The following is a 12,424-nucleotide window of genomic DNA, read 5'->3' on the forward strand; positions in this document are numbered from 1 at the left end:
AGGACTAAAACTGATACATTGCACCGATGAAGGCCACATCCATCGTATCATCGCCAACAAGCGGGCTCTTGCTGATAACATCATCCAGCTCCGTTCTGCTGACACTGCCAATCAGTGTTATCTCAGGCGTGATTTGATAATACGCGTTAAGTCCAAAGGTGACGTTTATCGCATTGTCATCAGTCTGATAGGCTGTCCGTCCAACTGATGCGTTGATGTTCTTACCGCTTATCCCGTAAACAGTGTTCACATAATCCGAATCAAGCCAACGCACCTGTGCCTGTGCGGAAATGCCAAACCCGTGGCTGCTCTCATATAATGGAACTTCTGCGCTCAGAGCGAAGTTGGTGGCATCTGATTCATCAGACAAATCAGTGTGGCCGGATAAACCAAACCATAAAAACTTTGCCCCGTAATTCAGTACCAGCTCGCCATCTGGCGCATCATAGCCTTCAAACACTTTGCTATCAGAGCTGTTGTCTCCAAACAGACTATCATATCCTTCGTTACGGTAGCCCAGACCCGCATAGGCACTGAACACGTCATTAATGTTCAAAAACTGATAGCCAATGGTACTGTCTTCATTAGAAAACCAGTTGCCTTTTTTAATGTCTGCCATCGGGACCAGAGCAAATTCACTTTTACTGCCCTGCCAAGGCAGATCCGCAACCAGCACACCTGCCCCCATTTTTACGTCCCAATCGTCGTTGGCTGGCTCTTCTGCGTGACTGCATACGCTTGTTATTGCCATGCACAAGCCAAGCGCTCGTACTACGTTGTGTTTAGTAATCCCGTTCATAATGAGTTCCTTTGTCTCTATAAATTTGCATTAGCGCTGAGGTATTAATCATCAGAGGGCTTTGGAGACCTAAGCAGAATGCCTGGCCAACTGCCCCTGAACTTCACGGCTTCATAATGCGCTGAAATAATGCAAAACTCAGTGAGGACCTTGTGAGCAACTGTTATTTTGTGCGACATTTCAAAACAATTATTCACATAACCAGCTTTTAACGGCTCTATCTTGTGGGTAAGTCACTCATTTTGGAACGGTTTAAAATTATCTGATCCAACCCTTATCAGCTGGTAAGAGCTGTGCTATGATTGCCGCCGGCTTAAAGAGTGGTCAAATATAGAGCAAACAGTAGTGAGAAATGTCCGATTTTTGGTGGTCGATGATTGTACCACTGTACGCAATGTTGTGCGTAACATCATTAAGACGCGTCTGGGTTCTGAACAGGTGATGATGGCCGCTGATGGTAAGCAGGCACTCCAGATCCTAAAATCAAAGCCAGTCGACATTATTATCTCTGACTGGCAGATGCCTGAAATAAACGGCGAAGAGCTGCTTTATGAGGTCCGCAACAGCGCAAAGTTTAAGGACATCCCTTTTATCATGATGACCTCTAACGGTGAACGCGATTTTGTGATTACTGCAATACAAAATGGAGTGAGTCATTTTGTCGTTAAGCCTTTCAGAGCAGACAAACTGGAAGCCGCAGTCAATAAATCATGGAACAGTGCCAGTAAACGAGACTCAGTCAGGCACTCGGCTCTGCCATCACATGCAATGCGGATCATTGCCTCTGATGCCTTATTGGAAGCCAAAGTGCATAACATCAGTCATACTGGTATGCAGGTTTATACCAATTATGTTGATGCCCTGAAGCTATACAAACTTACTGAATTTAACCTCAGCTTTGACAATTTTGACGGGACTCATGCACTGAGCCTCTCCCCGCTCTATGGCACCATAGTGCGAATAGAAGCAAATGACGGACCTGAACAGGATTGTTTGCTTGGTGTACGCTTTGAGTTAGAAAAGTGCAGTGAACAGGTTCAGAGGAACCTGGACAAATTGATGAAGCGCCTCAACAACGTGGTGCCGGATATCGTTGATAATAGCTAGATGACCTGCCTAGCGAGTTCAAATACCGTTTTATTGGTGTGTTTAATCAGCTCATGACGCGGCATTTCGCATTGTGACATCACCTTGTTGACGACTAACTCTATTTCACATTGTAATGCCGTATTAAACTGGGTGGCACGCACACTGCCGTCGCCCACACCAGCGAATAAAGGCTGTAAGAATGCCCGGCGCTTACGCAACTGCTCAACCACCAGGGGGGTCACCGGTGACTGCTCCGAAAACACTTTGCGACAAATATTGCTGACCAGGCGGCTGTAAGTCGGCTCCATCATATTTGAGATTAACCCCGTGTGTTGCCCACCTGCCTGACTACTTTCTAAACTAAACATTTAACAAACCAATACATAATGTAATAACCCGATCCTAGCTACAAACCTAAGTCTATGGAATTACACTCGATTACAGCGCTCGGCAGTTACATTTGTTCGATGCGTATTACATCGTTACAATACGCGCAAATTTACTAGCCGGAATAAAGCGTGCAATTCGATATACAGCCAATCGGTGTGATCCGCTCACCATACAAACAAAAGTTTGCCATTCCCAGACAACCCCGCTTAGTGCCAGAGGCAAAGGCCAAACTGGTATTTTGCGACGAATTCAACCGCGAAGAATTTGTACGAGGGATAGAAGAGTTCAGTCACCTTTGGTTGTTATTTCGCTTTCATGAAACCGCTGACAAAGGCTATTCTGCATTAGTGCGGCCACCACGGCTGGGGGGCAACGAGCGTAAAGGCGTATTCGCAACCCGCGCCACCTTTCGACCTAATGGTATTGGTATGAGCGCAGTGAAACTCGAAGGCGTTGAGTACAAAAATGGTCAGTTAGCACTCTTGCTATCTGGCATTGATTTGCTGGACGGCACGCCCATTGTTGATATAAAGCCTTATCTGCCCTACTCTGACGCGCTGACAGACGCTGCTGCCGGATTTGCAGATACTCGCCCTGAAACGGCAATGACCGTCAGTTTCACTGAACAAGCCGAAACATTTATTCGCACCCAGAGTGATTACCCTGAGCTTAAAGCCTTTATAACCAATGTGCTCAAGCAGGACCCACGCCCGGCGTATAAGAAAAAGAAGGCAGAAACGCAGAGTTATGGTATGAACCTGTATGACTTCAACATTCGCTGGATGGTTGATGGGGAGCACAACCAGGTGCTAGAAGTGACTCATATCCAGCCGGATTGAGCAAAAACTCCTCAGCCATCGGAACAGTCGCTTTTTCACGATAAATAAAGCTTTTTAAGCGGTTTTAGCGCTGTTAAACTAACCCGACAAAAATACTACAACAACGTAGGGTTGCGTGGTCGATTGGCCGAAGCAATCTTCATTTGAACGGAACAAGTATGCGTACCAGTCAATATATTTTAGCGACTCAAAAAGAGACGCCTGCAGATGCAGAAGTGATCAGCCACCAGCTGATGTTACGTGCGGGCATGATCCGCAAGTTAGCCTCAGGTTTGTACACCTGGTTACCCTCCGGCCTGAAAGTGCTGCGTAAAGTAGAGAACATCGTACGCGAAGAGATGGATAAAGCCGGCGCCATCGAAATGCTGATGCCCATCATCCAGCCTGCGGATCTGTGGCAGGAATCTGGCCGTTGGGAACAATTTGGTCCTGAGCTGCTGCGCATCAATGACAGACATAACCGTCCATTTGCGCTGGGTCCGACACACGAAGAGGTGATCACCGATCTGGTACGCCGTGAAGTCAGCAGCTACAAGCAGCTACCTCTGACTTTGTACCAGGTTCAGACTAAGGTACGCGATGAAGTACGCCCTCGTTTTGGTGTGATGCGCGCGCGCGAATTTACGATGAAAGATGCCTACTCCTTCCACCTGGATGAAGCATGTCTGGAAAAAACCTATCAAGTAATGCACCAGGCTTATTGTAACATCTTCGAGCGCCTGGGACTGGATTACCGCCCGGTTATCGCAGATACCGGCTCTATTGGTGGCAGCGTATCACATGAATTCCACGTTCTTGCTGAATCTGGTGAAGATGCCATTGCATTCAGCACCGACAGTGATTATGCCGCTAACATCGAAAAGGCCGAAGCCGTTGCGCCATCAGAGTCTCGCCCTGAGCCTTCGAAAGAACTGAATACTTTCGATACGCCTGAAGCAAATACCATTGCCGAACTCAAAGAAAAGCACGGTGTTAAACCACACCGTGGTGTTAAAACACTGATCGTCTACGGTGCACCGGACGAGGACGACCAGCGTGGTCTGGTTGCTCTGATCCTGCGTGGCGACCATGAGCTGAATGAGCTCAAAGCAGAAAAACTGCCACTGATAGACGCGCCGCTGGAAATGGCCAAAGAAGAAGACATAGTTTCAGCCATTGGCGCTAAGCCTGGTTCACTGGGCCCGGTTGGTCTGAACATGCCGGTTATCGTTGATCGCAGCGCTGCGGTAATGGCCAATTTTGTCGCAGGTGCAAACCAAAATGGCGTGCACTACAGCGGCATTAACTGGGATCGTGATGTCACAGATTACACGGTTGCTGACCTTCGCAATGTGGTCGAAGGCGATCCAAGCCCGTGTGGCAAAGGCACACTGCAAATCAAACGCGGCATTGAAGTGGGTCACATTTTCCAGCTGGGATCTAAGTACTCAGAAGCCATGAGCGCCGGTGTATTAGGTGAAAGCGGTAAAAACCAGGTGATGACCATGGGTTGCTACGGGATTGGTGTATCACGCATTGTCGCCGCTGCGATTGAACAGAACAACGACGATTACGGGATCAAGTGGCCTCAGGCCATTGCTCCATTCGAGCTTGCGATTGTACCGATGAACATGCACAAATCTCATCGTATTCCGGATATTGCTCAGAAGTTCTATACCGATCTTCAAGCGGCTGGCGTTGAAGTGTTATTCGATGACCGTAAAGAGCGCCCGGGTGTGATGTTTAACGACATGGAATTACTTGGTGTGCCATACACGCTCGTGATTGGTGAACGCAACCTGGATAACAATCAAGTTGAACTGAAAAACCGCCGTACAGGTGAAAAACTCATGCTGGACATCGATTCTGCGGTAGCAGAAATTGCCAAAGCCTTGAGTAAATAAACCTTCAGACAGAGCGCAGATGGCTGCGCTCTGTATCTTTCTTTGCTGTCATAATAGCTTCTCTTAACTGCCCTGATTTTGTCATCCGCCGTCTCTAACTTAGGGTTTATTACGCTCGAGAACATGGCTATGACACAAACCTACTATCCAACAATTTGGATCTCCGATGTTCACCTCGGCTATAAAGACTGCAAAGCCGACTTTCTGCTGGACTTTCTTAACAGTACTCGTTGCGATACCTTATATTTGGTTGGCGACATCGTTGATCTTTGGTCTTTAAAACGTCAGTTCTTTTGGCATCCAAGTCATTATCAGGTGCTGGAGTGTATTCAGCGCAAAGCGGAAAATGGTACCCGGGTTATCTATATCCCCGGAAACCATGACGAAACCTTTCGCAATTATGTGGGTAAAACGCTGTTTCACGTCGAAGTGCACAAAACATACGTGCATACCACGTCAGCGGGTAAGCGGTTCTTACTTTTACACGGCGATGACTTCGATTCCGCAACCCGATACAACAAACTGATCAGCATTATCGGCGACGCGGCCTATGACTTTTTGCTATTTCTCAATCGCTGGACTAACCGGATCCGAAGATTATACGGCGGTCATTACTGGTCTTTAGCATCCTGGCTCAAAAACCGTGTGCACAAAGCCCGTGAAGCCATCCATGCCTTTGAACAAGCCGCTGTACACGAAGCCAAAAAGCACGGTGTCGATGGCATCATTTGCGGCCATATTCACCAACCAAGAATCTCGGTTATGGATGGTATCGTGTATTGCAACGATGGTGACTGGATTGAAAATTGCACAGCGCTGGTTGAAAATGAGCAAGGCCGTATTGAGCTGTTGCATTGGTCAGATATTAAGAAAGTGCTGACTGTCGTTGAGCCTGAAGCCAGTTCACCACAAGATGTGAAAGCCGCTTAAGCAACTAGCATGGTTAAAGTCTGCTTTTATCCATGCTAGTTTTTTGTTTCATCTGAATAACACCTCTTCGCGGCTAAACCAGCGCACACAGCATGCCAGCAGCGCGGCTGCGAGCAGGATTGAAGCCAGGAAAATCATGCCCACGGCCTGATAGTCTACCGTTCCTTTCACGATTTCTTTAATCGCCAGCGCCACATTGGTGATGGGGATCCAGGCAGTTTTGGCATTTAACGTCATATTGGGTAAAACAGACACTACTATGGGCACAAACACCAACATACTCAAAGGCCCCATATAATTTTGCGCCTCTTTGAAGCTACGCGCATATATCGATATCGCCAGTACCAAAGATGACAACATCATCGCTACAGGCAATAATAATGCAAAAATGAGCAAAAAATCCCATTGGGTCACACTCGCAAATGCACTCAGGATAGGGTCAAGCGCCCCAAAACCGCTGGCTAATCCAATCCAGATGGACATACTGGACACAGTTACCAGTGCACAGGCTATAGAACTGAGCAGTATAGTGAGAAACTTGCCCAAAACTAGCTGAGTACGAGTCAATGGTGTCAGCAACAAAGTTTCCAGTGTACCCCGCTCTTTCTCACCAGCCCCGAGGTCAATAGCTGGGTAACTGGCTCCCATTAGTACCAAAGGGATCAGCATATAAGGGATAAAAGCACCGATTTTCTCGCCGATATTTTCTCGCCGATCAGCTGTGTCCACTTTTTCCATCAGCACCGGCTGAAGCACCGCGTCTTGCTTATCAGTGTCCACACCGAGCTCACTGAGCGCTTGCTCCGTCAGTTTGGCTGAATAGGTATCAATGACCTTTTTTATCCTGCTATAAATGTAATTGATCGACTGAGCATCATTAAACACCACCTGAAACCGGCTCTGTTCGCCCAGAGCTAACTGTTTGTCTGGCGCCGCCGGGATATAGATACCCACATCGATAATGCCCTGCCTGACTGCATCACGCAGTGCAGAGACACTGTCAAGCTGAGCCTCTCCTTGGTATCGTTTAAAACTGCGGTGGTAGAACAAGGTGTCTGAAAAAGCAGGTGCGTAGTCTTCGTTGACGACAAAATAGGTATGGACTTTTTGCTCTGCTTCGAGCGCCGCCTTAGACGTTAAAAAAAACACAAAAGCGAATAAAACAGGAAAGATTACAATGGGCAACGCAATCACAAAGAACAGGGTTTTTCTGTCCCTAAGTAGCTCTCTGAGTTCCTTGAACATGACCTCAAACATCTTGTGCCTCTCGAACAATGTTTAAAAACGCCTGGTTAAGCTCCCTACTATTCCCTTGCTCACGAAACGTCGCCAAATCTCCGTCAAAGCAACTGACCCCCTTATCAATCACGCACACCCGATCACACAACATATCCACTTCATCCAGATGGTGAGTAGAAAAAATGACCGGCGTGCCCTGTTCTTTTAACTGCCTGATAAAAGTCAGCACGGTTTGCTTGGTCATGATGTCCAGGCCTGTTGTCGGCTCATCCAAAATAACCACCTGGGGTTCGTGCACCACGGCCCTGGCGATATTGGTTTTTTGTTTCATTCCGGTTGACAGGCTCTCGGCTCGCTTATCAAGAAATGAGGTCATATCGAGTGTCTCATACAACAACTCACAACGAGCTTTCAATGGCTTGCCTTTAAGGCCGTGTAATCTGGCAAAGTACTCAACGTTTTCTTGCGCACTCAGTCGCCCATATAACCCTGTTGTGCCAGACAAAAAACCGATACTACGCCGGCCGTGAAGCGGTTTTTTAACGATATCCTGTCCACCGACAAAGATTGCACCACTGTCAGGTGTGAGCGCAGTAGATAGCATCCTGAGGGTGGTGGTTTTGCCCGCCCCATTGGGCCCAAGTAACCCAAGTACCTCCGCCTGCTGGCATTGAAACGAGACAGACTCGACAGAATGAAAATAACCATCGCGTTCTCGAGGATCGCTACTGGTTTTATTTTTGTTGTGCTCCTTGCTGAGCTTGAAGCGTTTTTTTAAACCTTCAACCTGTATCACTGAGTATCCTTTTTCTTAATCGGCTGCCGCTTGGGGCGAAAGTAGTCGGTATCACTGTAAAAAGCCAGATCCTGTTGCCCCTGATACCATTGTGGGATCCCAAGCAAGGGTAATGGCGACATCTGTTGGTTATTATCTAACAGTCCTTGATGCTCTATCATATTAACCAGTTTCTGGTCCAGATGGCGATACTGAAGTTGCAAAGGCAGATGATAAAAGGCTTCATCAACTTCGACACAAACCACTTTACCCGTTAAACCGATAAAGGGCTTGGTCAGCATTTCATAATTCGCATGACCAAAGGTAAATGGCAACAGATTATGATGCCACATCGCACCGTATTCATAGAAAATCTCCTGCCACTGATGCGCTCTTAACGCACTTTGCCAACTCAAGTCAGGTATCGCGAGCACGACACCACATTCGTCAAACAGCGTCAGGGCATTGCGCTTTTTACTGCGTTGCTTCAGGCCGTGCTCTGCGATTTCCTGCATATGCAAACGGTTAAGCAAAGACTTAGTTTGTGGAAACAGGCACCAAATCAGGGCACCAAAAAAATCGTGCCAGTTGTTCTCACGGGTCGGAATGCGATGTGTATGCGCAATGATCTCCTCGTAGTACAAAGTTTCGCTTTCCAGCTCACTGTTTGGCGTAAACACAATATCGCGGCTTTGCGTGCTGTCTTTTTGTTCATTCAGCCAAGTGAAAGATGGCCAGTCAGAATGATGACTGAGTGCAAATAACTCTTCTAAATGCTCAAATGGCGCCTGATTGAACAGGTCTGCATGCCAGTGTTCTGGCGCGGTAAATTTATTCATATTGCCGATTTGTCTTTCTCTGGCATAGTTCAAAGCCGCCATTTTACCTCAGCGCGCCCCCTTATCCCAGCCGACTCTGTTCAGTAAATGCACAAACCCGTCAATTGTCGCCAAAAGTCGAAATATCAATACAAATGACGTTATACTAACGGCGTATAACAACAAGCGAAGATAATAACACTATGAAACTAAAACTAGCGCTAAGCGCACTTTCTGTTGCTGTGTTAGCTGGCTGTATGGCAACACAAACTAATCAGCCTGGCGACGTAAATGCCGCTTATAACAGCATTAATGCAGAACAACTGGCCGGACATATCAAAACCCTGGCCTCTGATGAGTTTGGCGGTCGAGCGCCGTCTACAAAAGGTGAAGAGCTAACCCTTGCCTACCTGAAAAAGCATTTCACAGAGCTTGGCTTCCAGCCGGGCAATGGCGATAGCTTCTTCCAGGAGGTACCTCTGGTCTCAATCGAAGCCGATGCAAACATGACGTTGAGCATTGGTGGAAAAGACTACGAATACAAGAAAGACATGGTAATGGGCACAGGTCGCATCAGCAAACTGGAGTCTATTAAAGACTCTGAGCTGGTCTTTGTCGGCTATGGTGTGAATGCTCCGGAGTATGGCTGGAACGATTATGAAGGCCTGGATGTGCGTGGAAAAACGGTTGTCATGTTGGTCAATGATCCGGGCTTTGCACGCAAAGATCCAGCTCTTTTCACCGGCGAAGCCATGACCTACTATGGACGCTGGACCTACAAATATGAAGAGGCGAGCCGTCAGGGTGCCGCTGGTGCGATTATCGTTCACGAAACAGCACCTGCCTCTTACCCGTGGAGTGTTGTTGAGAACTCCTGGAGTGGTCCTCAGTTTGGCTTCCAAAAAGAAAACAACAATATGGACCGTGTCGCGGTAGAAGGCTGGGTTACCAGTGACGTTGCCAAAGAGCTGTTTGCAAAAGCTGGCCTGGACTTCGCACAAGCGAAAGAAAAAGCCGCAGCTGGCGCGTATCACGTCGATATGGGTGATTTGACCGCTTCTGTTACCGTGAAAAGTAAGATCAGTACGTCAACGTCTTATAACTTCATCGCGACTTTGCCTGGCGAAAAACACAGTGATGAGCACATCATCTATTCTGCTCACTGGGACCACTTAGGCACTGATCCTAACCGTAAAGGCGATAAGATCTACAATGGCGCGCACGATAATGCAACCGGCACCGGTGGCATGATCGAAGTGGCAGAAGCGTTCAGCAAACTACCAGTGAAACCAGACCGCTCTATTACTTTCCTGGCGGTTACCGCGGAAGAACAAGGTCTTTTAGGCTCCAAGTTCTATGCAGCGAACCCCGTGATTGCAGCCGACAAAACAGTTGCTAACATCAATATGGACAGCCTGAACTTGCTAGGTAAAGTGAAAGACATCAGCGTCGTAGGTATTGGCAAATCATCACTGGATGAGATGCTGGAAACGGCTGCTAAAGAGCAAGATCGCGTTGTTTCCGGCGATCCGCGCCCGGCAGCTGGCGGCTACTACCGTTCAGATCACTTTGCCTTCGCTAACATGGGTGTACCAGCAATGTACGCAGGTGGTGGTACAGAAGCGCGTGATGAAGCCACGGCACAATACCGTAAGCGCATGAGTCTGGTTTTACGTGGTTGTTATCACCAACCGTGTGACCGTTACCGCGATGAGTGGGATTTGAGCGGTGCTGTACAGGATCTTCAATTGTTCTTCCAGGTCGGTTATGACATTTCACAACAAAGTGAATGGCCAACCTGGAAAGCAACCTCGGAGTTCCAGCGCAACAAATAAATGCAAATGATATTGATTTTCATTTGATAACATTTTAAAGTGCAACTGTGTTTTTAACCGGTTGCACTTTTTATGCTCTCACAATCCTACTCTGTCACAACCAGAGGTAAATCAGCACTCTCCTCCTTTATAGCCAACAAGCGATTACTGCTTCCTTTGTTGATCTGCCTGGCGATTCTTTTCGAACCATTACGTGAACTGACTATCGGAACACTTGCCGATGCGTTTTTTCAGGTAAGCGTATTTGTTGCCGGCACACTCGCAATTTATTACTTTCTGGTCGACCGACTGCCACAACTAGAACTCAGCTACCTCAAAGCAAAATCCCCGGCACTGGAAATTTCTATGGCCGCAGTATTGGGTGCTCTGCCAGGCTGCGGTGGCGCCATTATAGTAGTTACTCAGTTTACAAAAGGCCAGGCAAGCTTTGCTTCAGTAGTCGCCGTGCTGACAGCAACCATGGGAGATGCGGCTTTTTTACTTCTGGCTAAAAAACCAATTGAGGGGCTTACAATCATCACTCTGGGTATTGGTGTAGGGATAATCAGTGGTTTGGTCGTTAATCTGCTACACAAACCCGGATTTTGCCAGCCGGATGCTCAGAATAAAAATATGATTGAATGTAAAGCGCCCTCAAGTGCTATCCGTTTCAGTGAACCTGTATGGCGCTGGGTACTTGTGCCCTGCCTTGTGATAGCTTTACTTATCGCATTTAACACGGATTTAGGCATACTAACACAGCCAATTGAACTGGCAGGTGCAGCACTTGCCCTGTTCGCACTCACTATCTGGGCATTGTCTTCTAAAGGCCAAAGCTATCGGGAAGTCACCGCCGAGGACGATGAACAAGATCCCCCTTCTAAGCTTGCCAAGGTGATCCACGATACGCACTTTGTCACAGCCTGGGTGGTCGCCAGCTTTATGCTCTATGAGCTGTCTGTCGCTCTGTTTGGCTTAGATCTGGCCGCCTGGTTTTCTCAATACGCCGTTTTCGCCCCACTTATCGCAATTGCCATAGGTATGTTACCAGGCTGTGGTCCTCAGATAGTGGTAACCAGTTTATATATTCAGGGAGTTTTACCCTTTAGTGCGCTGGCGGCCAATGCTGTGGCGAACGATGGAGATGCATTATTCCCGGCTATGGCACTCGCCCCCGGTGCTGCGGTCATGGCCACACTCTACTCAGCCATACCGGCACTTTTTGTGGGTTATGGGCTATATTACTTTGCCCATTTGTAATTTCTCGCGCTTTGCCCAATAGACTTGATAGACAGGCCAGGCACCCAGTCGTGCCTGGTCGAGCATAAGCCACCAAAGCTCCTTACTCCGAACCTTGACTTTCGCACTCTCAGCGCTACCAGATAGGCATTCGCGCGAGTTTCTTTGTCCATACCTGAAAACCCCTCTAGTACTTCGGCTCATTGCTCTCGAAACGACTCCACAATCACGGTAATGAACTGTCTCATAACTAATACGCTCATTAGCCCTGGTCTCATACCAATTTGCTTAATGAAGTGTTCTATTTTAAGACGAGAAAATATAGTCGATAACTAGGCGAAAATTTGTGAGCCTATGTCTCAGGCATAAGGTTCAAAATGAGAATTTTTTAGCACCATTAGCGTCATATTTGCTCCTTCAAATAAAACCGGTATTTAGTGAAATTGGTATTAGCTATAAGTTAACAGGTGCATTGTGCACCACAGCGATACATGCACTTTGCCGTATTAACAGCGGTAAAAAGCGCAATGAATTTAATGCGGGGTAATACCAAATCTAAACACGCTATTTTGATGCCCTGATGGTGCAAGAAGATCAGAAGTTAAGAAG

Annotated in this window: 11 protein-coding genes; 6 read left to right on the top strand and 5 right to left on the bottom strand. The window is 47.5% G+C overall.

What is annotated here, in order from left to right:
* Positions 1 to 4: 4 nt before the first annotated feature.
* Positions 5 to 799, bottom strand: coding sequence for a MipA/OmpV family protein (locus tag QNM19_RS06140; RefSeq protein ID WP_049864463.1), 795 nt, complete (start codon positions 797 to 799; stop codon positions 5 to 7).
* Positions 800 to 1,144: 345 nt separating this feature from the next.
* On the opposite strand from QNM19_RS06140, the gene QNM19_RS06145 reads away from it, so the two are divergent.
* Complete coding sequence (locus QNM19_RS06145) at positions 1,145 to 1,906, top strand: response regulator (RefSeq protein ID WP_049864462.1); 762 nt, start codon at positions 1,145 to 1,147, stop codon at positions 1,904 to 1,906.
* Here the strand turns inward: QNM19_RS06145 and QNM19_RS06150 are convergent.
* The gene (locus QNM19_RS06150; protein WP_049864461.1) at positions 1,903 to 2,256 is read right to left on the bottom strand and encodes a hypothetical protein; all 354 of its coding nucleotides are present in this window, start codon (positions 2,254 to 2,256) and stop codon (positions 1,903 to 1,905) included. The two genes, QNM19_RS06145 and QNM19_RS06150, sit on opposite strands and share 4 nt — an antisense overlap.
* A 150-nt stretch (positions 2,257 to 2,406) precedes the next feature.
* Between QNM19_RS06150 and tsaA the strand changes: the two genes are divergently transcribed.
* From tsaA to QNM19_RS06165, 3 genes are all read left to right on the top strand, one after another.
* Positions 2,407 to 3,117: a tRNA (N6-threonylcarbamoyladenosine(37)-N6)-methyltransferase TrmO gene (gene tsaA / locus QNM19_RS06155; protein ID WP_049864460.1), complete on the top strand. Its 711-nt coding sequence runs from the start codon at positions 2,407 to 2,409 to the stop codon at positions 3,115 to 3,117.
* Between the two features lie 158 nt (positions 3,118 to 3,275).
* Complete coding sequence (locus QNM19_RS06160; RefSeq protein ID WP_049864459.1) at positions 3,276 to 5,000, top strand: proline--tRNA ligase; 1,725 nt, start codon at positions 3,276 to 3,278, stop codon at positions 4,998 to 5,000.
* A 129-nt stretch (positions 5,001 to 5,129) separates the two neighbouring features.
* Positions 5,130 to 5,930 (top strand): UDP-2,3-diacylglucosamine diphosphatase, encoded by an 801-nt coding sequence (locus QNM19_RS06165; RefSeq protein ID WP_010384619.1) that lies wholly within the window; start codon positions 5,130 to 5,132, stop codon positions 5,928 to 5,930.
* Positions 5,931 to 5,978: 48 nt separating this feature from the next.
* Here QNM19_RS06165 and QNM19_RS06170 read toward each other — a convergent pair whose 3' ends face one another.
* Genes QNM19_RS06170 through QNM19_RS06180 form a run of 3 tightly spaced genes read right to left on the bottom strand, consistent with a single transcriptional unit; the run spans position 5,979 to position 8,783 of the window.
* Entirely contained in the window at positions 5,979 to 7,187 is a 1,209-nt protein-coding gene (locus QNM19_RS06170) for an ABC transporter permease (RefSeq protein WP_049864458.1), read from the bottom strand.
* Positions 7,180 to 7,965, bottom strand: coding sequence for an ATP-binding cassette domain-containing protein (locus tag QNM19_RS06175; RefSeq protein ID WP_049864457.1), 786 nt, complete (start codon positions 7,963 to 7,965; stop codon positions 7,180 to 7,182). Before QNM19_RS06175 ends, QNM19_RS06170 begins: the two co-directional genes overlap by 8 nt.
* Positions 7,962 to 8,783: a DUF3025 domain-containing protein gene (locus tag QNM19_RS06180; RefSeq protein ID WP_049864466.1), complete on the bottom strand. Its 822-nt coding sequence runs from the start codon at positions 8,781 to 8,783 to the stop codon at positions 7,962 to 7,964. Before QNM19_RS06180 ends, QNM19_RS06175 begins: the two co-directional genes overlap by 4 nt.
* Positions 8,784 to 8,965: 182 nt before the next feature.
* Here QNM19_RS06180 and QNM19_RS06185 point away from each other — a divergent pair, with 182 nt between their 5' ends.
* Together QNM19_RS06185 and QNM19_RS06190 are read left to right on the top strand one after the other, a co-directional pair.
* On the top strand, positions 8,966 to 10,597 hold the full coding sequence (locus QNM19_RS06185; RefSeq protein WP_049864456.1) for a M28 family metallopeptidase: 1,632 nt from the start codon (positions 8,966 to 8,968) through the stop codon (positions 10,595 to 10,597).
* Between the two features lie 72 nt (positions 10,598 to 10,669).
* Positions 10,670 to 11,836, top strand: a complete 1,167-nt coding sequence (locus QNM19_RS06190; RefSeq protein WP_049864455.1) for a putative manganese transporter — start codon at positions 10,670 to 10,672, stop codon at positions 11,834 to 11,836.
* The last annotated feature ends 588 nt before the right edge of the window (positions 11,837 to 12,424 follow it).

The organism is Pseudoalteromonas ardens (assembly GCF_030125445.1).
Classification (GTDB): domain Bacteria; phylum Pseudomonadota; class Gammaproteobacteria; order Enterobacterales; family Alteromonadaceae; genus Pseudoalteromonas; species Pseudoalteromonas ardens.

What these genes read in the sequence shown, in the direction of transcription:
- QNM19_RS06140 (WP_049864463.1), bottom strand. Translation starts at nt 799, where the DNA reads ATGAACGGGATTACTAAACACAACGTAGTACGAGCGCTTGGCTTGTGC.
- QNM19_RS06150 (WP_049864461.1), bottom strand. Translation starts at nt 2,256, where the DNA reads ATGTTTAGTTTAGAAAGTAGTCAGGCAGGTGGGCAACACACGGGGTTA.
- QNM19_RS06160 (WP_049864459.1), top strand. Translation starts at nt 3,276, where the DNA reads ATGCGTACCAGTCAATATATTTTAGCGACTCAAAAAGAGACGCCTGCA.
- QNM19_RS06165 (WP_010384619.1), top strand. Translation starts at nt 5,130, where the DNA reads ATGACACAAACCTACTATCCAACAATTTGGATCTCCGATGTTCACCTC.
- QNM19_RS06170 (WP_049864458.1), bottom strand. Translation starts at nt 7,187, where the DNA reads ATGTTTGAGGTCATGTTCAAGGAACTCAGAGAGCTACTTAGGGACAGA.
- QNM19_RS06180 (WP_049864466.1), bottom strand. Translation starts at nt 8,783, where the DNA reads ATGAATAAATTTACCGCGCCAGAACACTGGCATGCAGACCTGTTCAAT.
- QNM19_RS06185 (WP_049864456.1), top strand. Translation starts at nt 8,966, where the DNA reads ATGAAACTAAAACTAGCGCTAAGCGCACTTTCTGTTGCTGTGTTAGCT.
- QNM19_RS06190 (WP_049864455.1), top strand. Translation starts at nt 10,670, where the DNA reads ATGCTCTCACAATCCTACTCTGTCACAACCAGAGGTAAATCAGCACTC.